Raw genomic sequence first — 15,210 nt, 5'->3', positions numbered from 1 at the left:
GGGATTTACGCGGCACGAATTCTCGTGACTTGTGTCCACCGGAAATCCCCTCGATGATCAACGAGATGCACCGTCGCTGGCCTCTCTCGACCCCGCCGGCCTGCGCGGCCGTCAAGGCACCAAATGGCCTGGGAGCTTTCGCGTCAATCTGCGCCGTCCCAACGACACCCCGGACGATTGCACCAGACTTCAAGCTCACGGAACAGCTGGAGTGGAGGGAAGGTGGAGTGCTTGGACTTCGACGACGTCGGCGAGAAGTGAGAACGGGACACAGTGCGAGCGGCCTCGCCGCCGAACGTCTGCGTCCGCAGCCTGCGGTGTGGCGCGGCCCAGAACCATTGAGCTATCCCACGACAGGCCACGCGGCGAGCGCCACGGGGCCGGCAAGTCCGACGTCCAGAGCAGGGTGCAGGACCGGTTGGCGGCCCGCATACACCCGCGCTACCCCTTATCGACATCCACGAACAATGCATCTTGCTTGTACGACGACCCTGTCGCTTTGCGCGCAGGATTCCTGCGATGAAGGGAGGCCGGTGGAGACCACCGACTCAGAGCTGCACTGTCAGGAAGTAGCCGCGTTCGCATCGGTCTTCTTGGGACGAGCGCCCGGGGTCGTGTGGCCTGAGCACGACCACCCGGCGTGCGACCCCCTCGCGGCAGAAGCAGATCGGGAACTCTTGGCCCTGGGGCTTGCCGGCCTCTTGGGACGGGCCGTACAAACCGTCCCCAGTGAACGCGCGCCGCTCAGCGTCCGGGCCGCCCGGGCTCCCTGCGACACCCTCGTCCATCAAACGTCGGGCAGCGGCCTCTGGACCCTGCTGCCCGGCCCCGGCGAAGATTTGCAAGCACTGCCGACCGAGAACGCCGTGCATTTCCAACTCCGCTCGACAGAGGTCCTGTACATCCCGCCGAATTACTCGTGGATCATCCAGCCGGTCGTACAGCCGTCGACCTACCTCTTCACCTTCATCGGCGACCGCCAACAGGTAGCAGAGCGCACCACGCAGTAACACGTCTGTCGGCTGCACACTGCAACGAACAGTGTCCTCGGCGCCGTTGGCGCGGCCGCCAGTCCCCGAGTGGCGAATAGCGCCTCAGATGCCGTCGGAGACCCGGTCGCGGGCCGGATAACCGTCCAACGAACGCGGTGGTCTGGTCTCGTCCGCGTCCCCTCGGACGCGACCATCCCGGTCGGCAGTCGTACGCCTTGCGAATCCTCGGGTTGCCGCGGCCACACCTGCTTGGAAGCGGCTTGTCGCCTTCAACTGTTCCATGATGTCGGCGATGTGCCGCCGCGCAGTACGCAAGGACATCCCGAGGCGACGCGCTATCACCTCGTCCTTGTGTCCCTCGGCCATCAGGCGCACGATGGTCTCCTGTATCTCGCGCGATACCTGTTCGAGGCCCTGGCTTGCGGCATCCACGAACGGCGTACCGCGCTCCCAGGCCTCTTCAAAGACGTCGCACAGGTACGCCACCGTCGAGGGCTCCTTCAGAACGACCGCGCCCCAGGACTGGTCCTGCACGGGAAGGAATGCGATGCGCCGGTCGAAGACGATGATGCGTCCGAAGAGTTCGTGAAGGGTTCGGTACTGTGCTCCCAGCGCCGAGGCAGCTGCCACATAGGCCTGGCTGGGTCCGTTGAACCGGGCAGTATGATGATAGAGCGTACGAATGGACACACCCCGGTCCAGGAGCGCGGCATCGCGGTGCATCGCCTCGGACATGGCTTCCGGCTTGCGTGAACCCCCGCCCGGTTGACACGTGATCATCTCATCTCGAGCCAAATCGGCTTCGCGGTTCAGGGCCGCCCGTACCTCGGTCAGACTCCCGAGGACTTCCAGCCCTTGCGTAGAGCCACTACTTTCCGCGTACAGGGGAGCAAAACGCGACAGCTCTTCTTGAATTTCCAGAATGCGACGCTCCTCCTCTCGCATGCGCGACGCAATCGGCTCTGTCAGCTTCGCGATGGCAACAGCAGGATCCACCGCGAATCCAGATGCATGGTCACCGTCAGGGCGCACCACCAAACCCACACCACAAAGCCGCTCCAGGCTCTTCTCCAGTTCAACCATAGGCAAATCCAGTTCCTGCCGCATTAACGTCAAGTCAACCTGACGCTTCCTCAGAACCCATGCATAGACGATCGAATCGGCTTCAGCGGCCTCGCCGCCCGCTGGGAGGTTCACGTCCGCCTTCCAGTATTTACTGCACTTACAACATCCACGACATCCGTCCGATAATCGAGCGATCTACCGAAGTCCGAACCGTCTGCAAAATAGGGGAATTTATTCACGAAGGCAATCGACACCACCAGACAGCGAGGCAACGCGGAGGCAGTTCGATCAAGACGTTCGATAAGCACCACAGCCGTTCGCCATATTCGAGTCGCCTCGATAAAGTCACCTTTTGAATGAGCGCGGCTGCGGAGCTGCTGAGCTTCTCGCCTGCCACCCGGCACCGACTTCGGTGCCTCGTACGGGCTTAAAGGGATCTGGAAGTACGCGAGGGCTTTCCGCCTAAGCACGGATTGCGTCATCTGCGTCATCTCCGCCTTCGGCTGGAAGAGTTATCGCGGTACGCCGTGCTGGGTGCCTGATCAGGACCAACGGATGCCTGATCTACTCTGGACGGCGTCCGGTTGCCAGGCCGAGCGACCTAACGAGTGCCAGTCTCGCCAACCGCAGCCCAGCCGCCACTGCATGTTGAGCGAGGCGTCCTAGACTGACCGGTCCTCGCGCCCACATCACATTCCAGTATTTTCGTGAGGGTGTCCAAGCTCTCATAGAATCTCAGCGCCAAATTTCACCCAGGATCGCGCAGTCCGAAGTGTCGGACTACCGGACCGCCCCCGTCAGAGATTCCCGTCCGGTTCATGTAGGCAATCACGTTGAACATGTCGTGCAAGTCGACCACGGCATGCCTGAGGCATCGTCCCGCCCGAGTCGCCTTCCTCCTTCGGCTACTCGGGCGGCGTCCGGCCTGGTCGGAAAGGTCCAAGGGGACTGCAGGACGCTCACCGCGGCCAACTGGGCGGGCGGGAGCCCGGGGCGCCCGTCGCTCGGGAACAAGTCGCCTCAATTCTTCGTCCTTCCACATGGCCCCGTCCAGAATGGCCATGAACTTTCCTCAGCTGCGCAGGCGGACCCTGGATCTCAGCCCGCTGTGTGCCGTTCGAGGAGGGCGAGGTAGCGGCGGGCGAACAGATACGCGTCGCCCGGCCATCGGGCGGACAGGTAGCGGCCGTCCTCGACGACGAACGCGTGGGTGTCGTCGTCCGCGGTTCCCCGCCGGGTCAGCACGCGGGGTCCCCGCTCGAATTGCGACGCCGGGTCGGCGAGCGCGCCGCGCACCTCGTCCTCCACGTACGCCGGATAGGTGCGGTAGTACCGGCCGAGTCGCCAGGCGGTCGTCCAATAGGCGGTGCGCTCCATGTACTTGGGCAGGCAGGTGGTGCGGCGGTCGGCGAGGAGGCCCCGGCCCGTGGCGGGATCCCGCGTGCGGGCCAGGACGAGTACTCCGTGGCAGATCGCGCCGACCGGCCGGTCCAGCGCCCAGAACCGGGCCACTTGCTCACGCAGCACGGCCGAGTCGAGGTACTGGCGCATTCCCGGCGCGTGCCCGCCGGGCAGCAGCAGCCCGTCGAACGCCGTGACGTCCGTGTCCTCCCAGCCCACCGGGTGCTCGAACGCGGCGCTGCGGGTGAGCCGTTCGTACCGGTGCCTGGCCTCCGCGGCGGCGCCGAGCCGGCCGAACACCACCCCGTCCAGCAGCCGCGGGTCGGCCGCGGGCCGGGTGCCGGACCGTTCGGTGGCGAGCACGACCTCGTGACCCGCCTCGGTGAGCACGTGCCACGGCACGGCGACCTCGGTCACGTCGAAGTCCCGGTCCGGGACCGGCATCCACACGCGCATGCGGGCATCATGCCAGGACTGCGCGCGTTCATGACACCGACGCGAACGGCTCCCGGGCACCGCCGCACCCGAACGGAACGTCAGCGTGTGGCGTGGATCGGGCCGACGGAAAGGGCGTGGACGCCACGGCCGCTGCATTCGTCGGCCTTCCACGGAACGTCGATCTGGTCCTTGGAGTCGGGCGGGAAGACGCCGATGAAGGACACGCTCTTCAGCGCGCACTCGGCGTCTGAACCGTTCCGGGTCTGGTGGAGACTCTAGCTCTTGACTGTGACCTGGGGTTTCTTGTCGGTCTGGTAGTGGTTGGCTTCGTATTCTGCGGGTGGGACGTGGCCCATCTCACCGTGGAAGCGGTGGTGGTTGTACCAGTCGACCCATTCGGCGGTGGCCAGTTCGACTTCCGGCAGGATTCGACAGGGCCAGCGGGGCTTGATCAGTTCGGTCTTGAACAGGCCGATCGTGGATTCCATCAGGGCGTCGTCGTAGGCGTCGCTGTGACGAATCAGCTGGCCTGGCTGGTGGGAGTTGGCCTCCCGGTTGCGTTGTCACAGGCCTATTTCGACTGCGGCCAGGACAAGTTCGGTGTGTTTGGTAGTGGCCGCGGACCAGCCGAGGATGCTGCGGGAGAAGGTGTCGACGACAAAGGCTACGTAGACGGTGCGGCCCCAGGCCGCGACGTGGGTGAAGTCCGCGACCCAGGTGCGGTTCGGAGCGTCGGCAACGGAGTCGCGCTCGACCGGGTCCGGGGCGCGGTCGGCCGTCCCTGGAACCCGGACCACCCGTCCTGACGTGGGGCAGGACAGGGCCGTATCCTGCGCGGAGGCTGTCCTGGCCGCGGCCCGGACAGCCTCCGGGCCAGCGTGAAGCCCTCCGGATCGGCTGTCTACACATCCATCGTTGTCCGCAGCCGGGGAGCTGCTGAATGGCGCGAGGGGCGACATGGTCTGGTCACGGCTGCGTAAGAGACAGGCGGCGCCGCTCCTACCGTTGCCGGGCATCTACGTGCCCGAGCACGCGTTGCACCCGCAGATCGGTGACCTGCGGGGGATGGTGACCGACCATCCGCTGGTAGCTCAGCCGACGGGGCAGGACCAGCTCGGTGCGGCCGTACTGGAGGACCTTGAAGAGTTCGGGGCTCCGGGCCAGTGTGGACGCCACTGGCGGGGCCGGCGGACCGCTGGTCGCGGATGGAGCTGTAGCCGCCGACGAGGAAGCTCCGGAACCGGCCGCCCCGGTTCCGGCCGCCGGCCAGTCAACTACCGGACGAAGTGGTGGCGCTGGTCATAGGGCGACCGGTCCTGACGTTGCAGACCAAGCAACCGACCGCCCTCCGCAGTCCCGTGGAACTTCCACCTTGCACAGACCCCTGACCAGGGCTAACGTGCTTCGGGACCGCTACCGCTTTCCTCAGAACTTCGCAGGCGCGAGGTTCGCCGTCCCCGCCTCGCTCAGGGTCGACACCCACGCGATGGGCCGCGGCACGACCACCGAGGTCCGCAGCTTGTAGAAGGGGTTGCGGCCCATGGCCTCGGGATCGAAGTCGATTCGCATGGGCGCCAGTATCCCCCTCGGGGGACAGGGACCGTAGCCGCCCTCTCCGCCCTGGCCGAACGCGAGGTTCCGAGGGCCGCATCGCCTACGGATGGGTCCGAAAGGGCCCCAACCAGGACAGCGCAGCGGCGCACGGCCACCCGCTGGCTTCGTTGATCTCCGAGGACAGCGTTTGTCGAAGGTCTCCGGAGGCGGTTGGTGATCAACCGGCTATGGAATGTGGATGAGAAATGACGACACTGTGTGGATGCGAACGTGAGGACGGCCAGTCACCCGCAGGGCGGCCGGCCGTCAAGGCAGGCAGTGGCAATGTGCGAGTGAAGCCCCTGATATTCGCGCGGTTTCGACCGGCGTTTAATCGCTTGACCCGGTCCGTACGGTGTTCGAGTGAAGGACACTCCGATCAACGAACTCCGCACTGCGTATGACGCCCAGCTCCGTGGTGTCACCCCGCCTGGCGGCAGTGCTCGCATCGAGAAGGACGGCCCGTTGACCCGTGTCGTCGGGTGGCACCGTGGCTTCGTCACGGGCCCACGCGACCTCGGTGTGCGCGGAGCGGAACTCGACACGCTCATAGCGCGGCAGCGAGACTTCTACGCTGCCCGTGGTGAGGCGGTCGAATGGAAGACTCGCGCCCATGATCTCCCTGCCGACCTCACCGACCGGCTCACGGCCGCCGGCTTCTTCGCCGAGGACAGCGAGACCGTTCTCATCGGGCGGTCCGCAGACCTTGCCGCCGATCCCGTCCTGCCCGACGGCGTGACCCTCCGCCGTGTCACCGCCAGGTCAGACCTCCAGCGCATCGCCGCCATGGAGAGCACCGTCTGGGGCGAGGACCGGAGTTGGCTCGCCGACGACCTGGCCGCCCGGATCGACAACGCCCCAGAGAACACCATCGTCCTCGTCGCCGAGGCACGCACCGAAGTCGTCTGCGCCGCCTGGCTGGTGTTCAAGGACGGCATCGACTTCGGTGCCCTGTGGGGCGGCTCAACGCTCAAGGAATGGCGGGGGCAGGGCATCTACCGGGCCATGGTCGCCCACCGAGCACAACTCGCTGCTGCCCGCGGCGTCCGCCATGTCTATGTCGACGCCTCAGCTGACAGCGCCCCGATCCTCACCCGCCTCGGTCTGCACGCGGTCACCACGACAACGCCGTATGTGTGGTCGCCCTGAGCTCAGCCGGCCTTGGCCGGCTCTTCGGCTCGTGCGCGGGTGGTGGCGAGGCGGTAGGAGTCGGTGCCGGTTTCGACGATGGTGCCGCCGAAGGTGAGGCGGCCGACGACGGCCGCACAGAGGCGGGGGTCGGTGAAGGTCTTGGTCAGCCGCCGAAGAACTCGTTGAAGGCTTTGGCGACACTGTTTTTCTCCTGGCGTTCGGTCAGCACCTGGAAGAGAAGTTCGGCGCCGCGGCGGTCCGGTTCCCTGTAGTCGAGCTCGTCGATACAGAGGAGGTCGACGGGGCCGTAGCGGGCGATGGTCTTGTTCAGCCGCTTCTCGTCGGCTGCTTCGACCGGCTCGTTCACCAGCTTCGTGGCGAGCGTGCAGCGGACGCGGCTCGACCCCAAGGAGCTTCCCGGCAAGCCGCAGACGGCCCGCGTGGCTGCCGGCAACCGGTTCGAGGACTTCCGCCGCGCCTGACATACGCCACGGCGCAGTACTGCGGCCCGGACCCCCACCGAGGGGATCCGGGCCGCCGTGCGTGCACTCAGGCCGCCGACGACGGCGTTTTGCGCGGCCTGCCCGCCTTCCGTACCCAGGCGGCCTCGAACTGCCGCATGGACGCCAGTATCCCCCTCGGGGCACAGGGACCGTAGCCGCCCTCTCCACCCTGGCCGAACGCGAGGTTGGTAGTGGAAGCGCCAGGTGACGTAGAGCAGGATGGTGGCGAGGTCACCGTCGCGGGTGGCCGCGGTCGCCGTACTGCCTTCGATCCGGTGGGCGCTGGCCGTGGCGATGACCGGCCAGCCGTTCGCGCTCTTGTTGCCGGGCCGGTGCCGACCGCGTTCCGCGGGTGCAACGCTGACGATAGGAGTGGCGGTGCCCCACAGGGCGAGCCCGCCGACGAGGCCGAGGCCGGCGCCCAGAACGGCGCGGCGCCGGGGGCGGACGGTGGGTGTCGTCATGAGCGATTCTCCCGAGGTCAGGCTGGGGGAATCAGTTCAGCGAGGGAATGCCGCGCGACGGCGCCGTACAGCTGCGCCGACGCCGGCGCCGGCGCCGAGGATCGTCAGCCCCAGGAAGAGGACGATGGACGGATTGACGAAGGCCGGCACCATGTCGTACGACGCGTTGCACTTTTGCGAGAGCGGGAAGAGCTGCTCGTCGCTGAGGGCGTACTTCGGGTCATACCGCTGGTGGAGGATCACCGTGCAGAATTCCCTCTTGTCAAGGACAAGCGTGTGCCACAAGCCGTATCCGAACGTCAGTGTCGTGAGGAGCAGGAAGGTTCCTGCCGCGACGACCCAGTTCCCGGGTTTCACTGTTCCTCCGTACGGTCCTGCTATCAGTTCTCGGAGCCGTTCTTCGCGATCCGCGGCAGCCGCCTGGCGTTCTCGTTGCCTACGAATCGCTGGATGGTATCGGCGTACTCGTCGAGGAACGGGTTGAGCTTCTCGTCGGGCATGGAGCCGGGAAGCATCGTGGCGACACCGGCGATCATGCGAATGGCCACGGTCCTGATCGCGCCCAACTCGTCGTCGTCACCGACGTCGATGAGCACGCTGCGCGCAGTGGCCGAGACGTTGGCGACGCTGCCGCCATGGCGCTGGTTGTAGTAGTCCTTGAAGCGGCTGAGGTGGCCGGCGTTGGTGCCGCCCCCAAAGTGACTGCGCATCACCTGGTTGATCGGCACATCGTTGCGCACCGCCACACCGACAAGGTAGCCGTCGATGTCCTCGAGCATGTCCTTGAAAGAGACGGTCGAGGAGACATTGATCTTGGCGAGGTAGTCGGTGCAGCACGGGTAGCCAGCGGCGTACTCATCGGCGTGGTCGCGCCATTCCGCATAGGACGTGCTCAGGTCACCGCCCCAGCCGCCCAAGGCGCCTCGGTTCGCACCGGTGCCGGATCCTGCGCCCTTGGGGAAGCAGGCTTTGGCGGTCGCGCCGAAGTGGTCGACCTCGTAGCTGATGCGGAGACTTACGTAGGCGCAGGAACTCCATGACGCGCAGGCTGGGGTTGCGCAGCGGACCGCGCAGGCATACAGGTCGTCGATTATCCCCTCCGGCGCGTGCGGGTCGTCACCGGCCTCTCCGCCCTGTCGAACCCGGAGACGGCCGTGCGGGGCGGGCCTGCGCCCGCCCCGCACGGCTTGATGGTCAACGGCACGTCACGCTCGGTGCCGTGGGCCTCTCATGCGCCCGTCAGCCCACCCGGAGCGGCGGGGGTGTCGCGGCCGTGAAGGAGGCGGAGTCGAACTGGTTGATCGCTGACTGCGTGACGTCGTGGGACGTGGAGAAGATGCCCGCGTTCTGCTTCGCCGCGGCCGAGGCCAGCGTCACGGGCTGACCGATCGGGACGTAGTTGGCGCCGTCGTAGGAGTACGAGGCGCTGAACGCGGTGCCTGACCGGGTGAGCTTCACCCAGACGGGGCGGTAGATGTCGACGGAGGCGCGGGCGTCGGTGTCCAGGTACCCGTCGCCGTTGGCGTCCCACTCGAAGACGACGCCGTTGCGGGCGGTGACCGCGACGACGGCGTATCCGGCCGAACTTCCCGCCTGGGTCATGTCGTTGCGGACCATGACCCCGGACTTGGCCCAGGCGTTGGCGTCGTTGACCGACACGACCCGGGTGGACACGCTCGAGTCGGCCGTGAACGGGGCAGGCCCGTAGACCGCGCCGAACTGGTCGTCGTGCTGACCGCCGGCGCCCCACACGTCGGCGCCCGCCGCCGCGATCCCGAACGCACCCGCGCTCTGGCCGAAGTACGAGCTGACAGCGGAGCTTCCGGCGGTGCGGAAGGCCGGTGCGACCGGTCCACCGGTCGGGCACCCGGTGAAGCCGAACTGGTTCGCGTTGAGCGAGGTCCGGTACTGCGGTGCGACACCCGCCTGGCAGATCACGTCCCGTGCGCCCGCCGGCCAGTTGGCGCCGGTGATCTTCACGTTGTTGATCAGCTGGTTGTTGTGCGCCGCGGCGTTCGGCGTCGAGGCGCCGCCCGAGTTGTACCAGTTGTTCCGGATGACGTTGTCACTGGTGTTGTTGCGGAGGCTGGACGCGTTGGTGAAGAGGAAGGATCCGCCTTGGACCACGTTGTTCTCGTAGGTCATCGAGCGGCTGCCCTCGTCGAGGTAGAGGCCGACTCCCGAGATGTTGAACAGGTAGTTGTCGGAGACCACGCTTCCCGGGCTGGCGGAGAGGTTGTAGACCGATCCGCCGTCGGCGAAGCGCGCCTTCGTGTTGTGCACGAGGTTGCCCTCGACCTGGTTGTCCTTCAGCGTCGTCGGCGTCGTGTACTGGGTGTTCCACTTGTAGTAGCCGCGGTCGACGTAGTCGTTCGACCCCCCGGCGTCGTTGATGCCCCAGCCGTAGCCGGTGTCGATGCCGTCGTAGGGGACGTTGGAGACCTCGTTGTGCAGGATGCGGGCACCCGTGACGTAGGTGCTGAGGATGCCGCTGTTGTCCTTGTAGTCCACCGACACGCGGTTGATCGTGTTGTCGGATATCAGGACGTCGTGGTTGGTCATCCGCGGATCGCTCGGGTGGTGCGCGTCGGGCAGCACGCCGCCGACCGCGACGCCGTGGCCGCTGTTCTCCGTGAACCGGTTGCCGACCACGTCGATGTCGCCGGCGCCCAGCCCGACCCCGGTCACCGTGGCGTTCGCGTCGTTTCCGATGCCCAGCGCCGACTGGCCGAGGTTGGTGAACGTGTTGCCGGTGAACGAGATGCGGCTGGCCGCGGAGACCTGCACGGCGGCCGGCTCCTGGTACCAGCTGGTGCGCGCCCGCTCGAACATCTCACAGCCGCGGGAGCAGTTGCTGAAGGCGTTGGCGGGGCGGTAGTCGTAGGCGCCCTTGATGAACAGGCCGTTCTGCTGGTCCGCGTACCCGTCGGTGGAGGGGCCGAGCCAGGAGGTTCCGGAGAACTGGATGCCCTTGAAGGCGAGTCCGGTCACCGGCTCGTCGTAGGTCCCGCCGATGCTGATCAGCGACTCCATGCGGGGCAGCTCGATGTCGAGCCGGTTGGGGTCGACCCCGTCCGCCGGCTTGTAGTAGAGCTTCCCGGCGCTCGGGGAGATGTACCACTGGCCGACCTGCGTCAGGAAGCTCAGCGAGTTGTCGAGGTACCAGCTCGGACCGGCCAGGAACGAGTTCTGGACGGTGTCCCAACCCCAGGTGTTGTTGTCCCACGCGGGCTGCGCCATCGTGATCGCGGTGGGGCTGATGCTCTGGACCGGCGAGTAGCGGTTCGTGAAGTCGCCGAGGGACTCGAACTCGATGCGCCCCTGGTCGGGAAGCGTGGCGAGGTAGCTGAGGGCCGAGTTCTTGATGGTGAGACCGGTCGCGGTGGGAGTGACGTCCGCGTTGGCCAGCCGAATGGCGGCGCGAGGGGCGATCACGCCGTTGACGTAGAGCTGGCGGGTGTCGAGGCCGCTGGGGGTGTCGGCTTCCCAGATGCCCGAGCCCGCCGCGGACTTGGACCAGCCGTTGACCTTCGAGGCGCCGGTGACGACGGGGTGGGCGCCCGGGGCGGCGGTCCACTCGACGGTGTGGTCGCCGCCGTCGTCGTCGGGTCCGAACCGGAGGGGCTCGGCGAGGCGGTAGGTGCCGTCGGCGAGCTGAACCGTCACGTCACCGTGCTTGGTGGCCGGGCCGACAACATGCTGGGCCCGCTCCAGGGAGCACGGCTTCGACTCGCTGCAGTTTCCGGCGTCCTTGCCGTCCGGGGCAGCGAAGTACACCGTCCGGGGCGCGGCTTGCGCCTGCAGGGGAATGAGCGCTGACGCGATGACGGCGCAGGCGCCGAACGCCGCGAGGGCGCCGGCTCTGAGCCTCCGTCGTCTGCTCATCGAGCGGGTCGAGTCTGACGTCGATGTCATGTTCGATCGCTTCCTGTGATAGGGGCGTTGATGCCCGACACAGAGTTAGCATACGTATGATGTTTGCTACAAGATTCGTGTGACGTATGACTTGTAATTCCTCAGGACCGGCTCGTCCGGACCGGGTCCGGGACGAGCCCTGTGACGTGCAGTTCCTCCCACAGCGCCGCCGGGATCTCCGCCCGGTACCGCGCGGCATTGCTGCGCACGTGCTCCTCGGTGCGCATCCCCGTCACCACCGAGACGACGGCGGGATGGCGCAACGGGTACTGGAGGGCGGCCGCGGGGAGCTCCACGCCGTGCCGCTCGCAGACGGCGGCGATGCGGGCGGCACGTTCCACGACGGCCCGCGGCGCCGCCCCGTAGTCGTAGGGCGCCGAGCCGTCCACGGACCTGGTGCTCAGCAGACCGGAGTTGTAGACCGCCGCGGCGACGACGCCGACACCGCGGGCGGCGGCGACGGGCAGCAGGTCGTCCAGAGCCGACTGATCGAGAAGGGTGAACCGCCCCGCGACCATCACCACGTCGACGTCGGTCCGCCGCACGAACTCGGCGAGCATCGCCGCCTGGTTCATGCCGGCGCCGACGGCACCGACGACGCCCTGGTCCCGGAGTTCGGCCAGGGCGGAGATCCCGCTCGACGATGCCGCCCCCCAGTGGTCGTCCGGATCGTGCAGATAGGCGATGTCGAGCCGGTCCGCCCCGAGCCGCTCCAGCGACTCCTCCACGGAACGGAGGATCCCGTCGCGACTGAAGTCCCAGACCCGCCGCTTCGCGGCCGGCACGACGAACCCGTCGTCGTCGAGCCGGTGACTCGTCTCCGGGCTGTCCACGAGCAGGCGCCCGGTCTTCGAGGAGAGGATCGCACCTCGCGGGGCGGCCGTGCGGAGGGCGTCCCCCAGGCGGCGTTCGGACAGCCCGAGGCCGTAGTGCGGGGCGGTGTCGAAGTAGCGGATCCCCTCCTCGGCCGCCGCTCTGACGGCGCGGCAGGACTCGTCGTCGGTCGTCTCGGTGAACAGGTTGCCGAACTGGGCTGCGCCCAGGCCCAACTCCGTGAGCTGGTGCCCGGTGCGCAGTCCCCGGGTCGGCAGCGTCGGTTCCATGGATGCGTGGTCGCGTGGCGGTGGATTGCTGGTCACGAGGAGGAGTGTAATCAGGAGAGCATACGTATGATGTTTCCTGTTAGGCTGCGCGGGCTGTGGGCCGGTGCGGCCCACGACATGGCGAGGAGGAGCCGATCGGTATGTTGGCGGCACGTTACACAGGCGCGCGCACAATGGCGGTCGAGGAGCGGGAACCGGCCGACCCGGGTCCGGGCGAGGTCCGGATCGCCGTGGCCTACGTCGGCATCTGCGGCACGGATCTCCACGTGTTCCACGGGGACATGGACGGCCGGGTCGGCGAGTCGGCGACGATCGGACACGAGATGTCGGGCACGATCGTCGCCCTCGGCCCCGGCGTGGAGGGCTGGTCGGTGGGTGATGCGGTGACGGTCATGCCGCTGGCCTGGGACGGCACGTGTCCGGCCTGCCGGGCGGGCAACGAGCACATCTGCCAGAACCTGGACTTCATCGGCATCGACAGCCCCGGAGCCCTCCAGGAGTTCTGGAACGTACCGGCGTCGACACTCGTACGGCTGCCCGCGGGGATCTCGCTGCGGGACGCCGCCCTGGTGGAGCCCGTCGCGGTGGCGGTTCACGACGTACGGCGTTCCGAACTCGGCCCGGGTGACAGGGCGGTCGTCATCGGCGCGGGCCCGATCGGCGTTCTCATCGCCACCGTCGCCTCCGCGTCCGGTGCCGAGGTCGTGATCGCCGAGATCGACCCGACCCGGCGGGCAGCCGCCGAGGAGATGGGGCTGACGACGCTGGACCCCTCGTCGGTCGACCAGGTCGCCTGGGTGGAGGAGTGGACGGACGGCGCCGGAGCGGACGTCGTGTTCGAGGTCTCCGGATCGGCCGGGGCCGTGCTCGGTGCCACCGGCTTGGCGAAGGTCCGCGGCACGCTCGTGGTGGTGGCCATCCACTCGCAACCGCGCCCCGTCGATCTGCACCGCGTGTTCTGGCGGGAGCTGAGGTTGCTCGGTGCGCGCGTCTACCAGCGCCACGACTTCGAGCGCGCCATCGAGCTCCTGGCCGAGGGCGCCATCCCGGCCGAGAAGCTCATCACGGGCATCGTGCCGCTGACCGAGATCCAGTCGGCCTTCGGCGTCCTCGAGGCCGGGCAGGCGATGAAGCTGCTCGTCGAGGTGAGCGCGTCATGAACCCGTTCGACCTGACCGGGCGCCTCGCGGTCGTGACGGGGGCCAAGCGCGGCATCGGGTTCGCCGTCGCCGAGGCCCTGGCCGCCGCCGGTGCCGACATCGTCGGAGTCTCCGCCACCCTCGATCCGGCGTCATCGGCGATCGGCGACCGCGTGCGCCGGCTCGGCCGCGCGTTCTCGGGACACCGCGTCGACTTCGCCGACCGGCAGCAGGTGACCCGGTTCGCCGAGGAACTCGCCACGGGCGAGCGCCCGGTGGACATCCTGGTCAACAACGCGGGGACCATCCGCCGCGCTCCCGCCGCCGAGCACCCCGTGGAATGGTTCGACGAAGTGCTCGAAGTGGACCTCACGAGCACGTTCGTGCTCAGCCAGGTCCTCGGGCGGCGGATGCTGGAGGCGCGGCACGGACGCATCGTCTTCACCGCCTCCCTGCTCTCGTTCCAGGGCGGGATCAACGTGCCCGGCTACGCGGCCGCCAAGTCCGGCGTGGCGGGGCTGATCCGGGCCCTGTCGAACGAGTGGGCCGGACGCGGTGTGACGGTGAACGGCATCGCCCCGGGCTACATCGCGACGGACAACACCCAGGCCCTGCAGGACGACCCCGACCGGTCCCGCGCGATCCTCGAGCGGATACCGGCGGGGCGGTGGGGAACGGCGGAGGACATCGCGGGAGCCGCTGTCTTCCTGGCGTCGGACGCCGCGCGCTACGTCTCCGGAACCGTTCTGCCGGTCGACGGTGGCTGGCTCGGCCGATGAGTGCGGTCTGACGGACGTGCACGTGCCGATCCCCTGGGTACGACGGGACCGGTTCGCGACGCGGGCGTCGGCGACCTCCACGAGGCGGCCGGCCCTCGCGGCACGACCGGTGCACGGACAGCAGCGTTGACACGGGCCCCGGGCTGCCTCGGTGTCGAGGCAGCCCGGGGCAGGACGGGTCGGAGCCGACGGCCCCCGGTCGGCGACCCGTTGCACACCACCAGCCACGAGAGCGTGGTTCCACCGCTCCGGAGGCGCCACGTCACCGGGATCCGCTCGCCCTCTTCGGCGGGGACGCGGGCCGGTTCCCCCGCGCGCAGCGGGTCCCCGGGCAACGCTGCGGTCGGCATCAGGCGGAGGAACGGGCCGGCGGCGCCTGCGCGGACCCGACCACCCAGTGGCCTCGCCGCGGAAGCGCACACAGACCCGGCAATGGCTGAAAGTCGCCGCGTGCCGCCCGCACTTGATACCGCTGTGCGGATCCCGCCCGGCATCCCCCCGTGGCACCGGGCCGCCGGCCGACCCACCCCGGCCGTGGCACCGGCCGGCCCCCACCCGCCCGCCCGAGGGGGACCGCCGAACGCGGTCCGGACGTCCGGGGCCGCGTCGCGGAACACGTGGGGCACCGAATCTCCGGTCGCTCCGGCGGAGTTGAGCTCCACCGCTGTGAGCACGTACGACGTGGCG

General features: G+C 68.1%; 14 protein-coding genes and 2 pseudogenes. 4 read left to right on the top strand and 12 right to left on the bottom strand.

Annotated features, from left to right (window positions below; translation table 11 throughout):
• The first annotated feature begins 533 nt into the window (after window positions 1-533).
• Complete coding sequence (locus tag PV364_RS28625) at window positions 534-1,010, top strand: hypothetical protein (RefSeq protein ID WP_319663259.1); 477 nt, start codon at window positions 534-536, stop codon at window positions 1,008-1,010.
• Between the two features lie 84 nt (window positions 1,011-1,094).
• Here PV364_RS28625 and PV364_RS28620 read toward each other — a convergent pair whose 3' ends face one another.
• The 7 genes and pseudogenes from PV364_RS28620 to PV364_RS28590 all read right to left on the bottom strand — a co-directional run.
• The gene (locus PV364_RS28620; RefSeq protein WP_319663258.1) at window positions 1,095-2,189 is read right to left on the bottom strand and encodes a helix-turn-helix transcriptional regulator; all 1,095 of its coding nucleotides are present in this window, start codon (window positions 2,187-2,189) and stop codon (window positions 1,095-1,097) included.
• A 966-nt stretch (window positions 2,190-3,155) separates the two neighbouring features.
• Window positions 3,156-3,914 carry a type 1 glutamine amidotransferase domain-containing protein gene (locus PV364_RS28615; protein ID WP_319663257.1) on the bottom strand — a complete coding sequence of 253 codons (759 nt, stop codon included), beginning with the start codon at window positions 3,912-3,914 and terminating at the stop codon, window positions 3,156-3,158.
• 80 nt (window positions 3,915-3,994) lie between these two features.
• On the bottom strand, window positions 3,995-4,120 hold the full coding sequence (locus PV364_RS28610; RefSeq protein WP_319663256.1) for a hypothetical protein: 126 nt from the start codon (window positions 4,118-4,120) through the stop codon (window positions 3,995-3,997).
• A 51-nt stretch (window positions 4,121-4,171) separates the two neighbouring features.
• Complete coding sequence (locus tag PV364_RS28605; RefSeq protein WP_319663278.1) at window positions 4,172-4,417, bottom strand: integrase core domain-containing protein; 246 nt, start codon at window positions 4,415-4,417, stop codon at window positions 4,172-4,174.
• A 42-nt stretch (window positions 4,418-4,459) separates the two neighbouring features.
• Entirely contained in the window at window positions 4,460-4,693 is a 234-nt protein-coding gene (locus PV364_RS28600) for a DDE-type integrase/transposase/recombinase (protein ID WP_319663255.1), read from the bottom strand.
• Between the two features lie 202 nt (window positions 4,694-4,895).
• On the bottom strand, window positions 4,896-5,072 hold the full coding sequence (locus tag PV364_RS28595) for a hypothetical protein (RefSeq protein WP_319663254.1): 177 nt from the start codon (window positions 5,070-5,072) through the stop codon (window positions 4,896-4,898).
• A 252-nt stretch (window positions 5,073-5,324) separates the two neighbouring features.
• A pseudogene (locus PV364_RS28590) lies at window positions 5,325-5,465 on the bottom strand (flavin reductase family protein); the annotation flags it as partial.
• Between the two features lie 387 nt (window positions 5,466-5,852).
• Here PV364_RS28590 and PV364_RS28585 point away from each other — a divergent pair.
• Complete coding sequence (locus PV364_RS28585; protein WP_319663253.1) at window positions 5,853-6,638, top strand: GNAT family N-acetyltransferase; 786 nt, start codon at window positions 5,853-5,855, stop codon at window positions 6,636-6,638.
• A 2-nt stretch (window positions 6,639-6,640) separates the two neighbouring features.
• On the opposite strand, the pseudogene PV364_RS28580 reads toward PV364_RS28585, so the two are convergent.
• The 5 genes and pseudogenes from PV364_RS28580 to PV364_RS28560 all read right to left on the bottom strand — a co-directional run.
• Window positions 6,641-7,017 (bottom strand): annotated as a pseudogene (locus tag PV364_RS28580) (ATP-binding protein); the annotation flags it as partial.
• A gap of 606 nt (window positions 7,018-7,623) precedes the next feature.
• Window positions 7,624-7,944 carry a hypothetical protein gene (locus PV364_RS28575; protein ID WP_319663252.1) on the bottom strand — a complete coding sequence of 107 codons (321 nt, stop codon included), beginning with the start codon at window positions 7,942-7,944 and terminating at the stop codon, window positions 7,624-7,626.
• 23 nt (window positions 7,945-7,967) lie between these two features.
• Complete coding sequence (locus PV364_RS28570; protein WP_319663251.1) at window positions 7,968-8,771, bottom strand: hypothetical protein; 804 nt, start codon at window positions 8,769-8,771, stop codon at window positions 7,968-7,970.
• 55 nt (window positions 8,772-8,826) lie between these two features.
• Entirely contained in the window at window positions 8,827-11,502 is a 2,676-nt protein-coding gene (locus tag PV364_RS28565; RefSeq protein ID WP_319663250.1) for a right-handed parallel beta-helix repeat-containing protein, read from the bottom strand.
• Between the two features lie 101 nt (window positions 11,503-11,603).
• Complete coding sequence (locus tag PV364_RS28560; protein ID WP_319663277.1) at window positions 11,604-12,605, bottom strand: aldo/keto reductase; 1,002 nt, start codon at window positions 12,603-12,605, stop codon at window positions 11,604-11,606.
• A gap of 140 nt (window positions 12,606-12,745) precedes the next feature.
• On the opposite strand from PV364_RS28560, the gene PV364_RS28555 reads away from it, so the two are divergent.
• Window positions 12,746-13,765, top strand: a complete 1,020-nt coding sequence (locus PV364_RS28555; RefSeq protein WP_319663249.1) for a zinc-dependent alcohol dehydrogenase — start codon at window positions 12,746-12,748, stop codon at window positions 13,763-13,765.
• On the top strand, window positions 13,762-14,523 hold the full coding sequence (locus tag PV364_RS28550) for an SDR family oxidoreductase (protein WP_319663248.1): 762 nt from the start codon (window positions 13,762-13,764) through the stop codon (window positions 14,521-14,523). The genes PV364_RS28555 and PV364_RS28550 overlap by 4 nt, the downstream gene beginning before the upstream one ends.
• Window positions 14,524-15,210: the final 687 nt, after the last annotated feature.

The sequence above is a fragment of the Streptomyces sp. MI02-7b genome (assembly GCF_033793585.1).
GTDB lineage: Bacteria > Actinomycetota > Actinomycetes > Streptomycetales > Streptomycetaceae > Actinacidiphila.
Note: the sequence above shows the minus strand (reverse complement) of the source record. Positions and strands in the feature narration are given on the sequence as shown.

Excerpts from the sequence above, each read along its gene's own strand:
- PV364_RS28615 (WP_319663257.1), bottom strand. The coding sequence starts at position 3,914 with ATGCGCGTGTGGATGCCGGTCCCGGACCGGGACTTCGACGTGACCGAG.
- PV364_RS28565 (WP_319663250.1), bottom strand. The coding sequence starts at position 11,502 with ATGACATCGACGTCAGACTCGACCCGCTCGATGAGCAGACGACGGAGG.
- PV364_RS28560 (WP_319663277.1), bottom strand. The coding sequence starts at position 12,605 with ATGGAACCGACGCTGCCGACCCGGGGACTGCGCACCGGGCACCAGCTC.
- PV364_RS28555 (WP_319663249.1), top strand. The coding sequence starts at position 12,746 with ATGTTGGCGGCACGTTACACAGGCGCGCGCACAATGGCGGTCGAGGAG.
- PV364_RS28550 (WP_319663248.1), top strand. The coding sequence starts at position 13,762 with ATGAACCCGTTCGACCTGACCGGGCGCCTCGCGGTCGTGACGGGGGCC.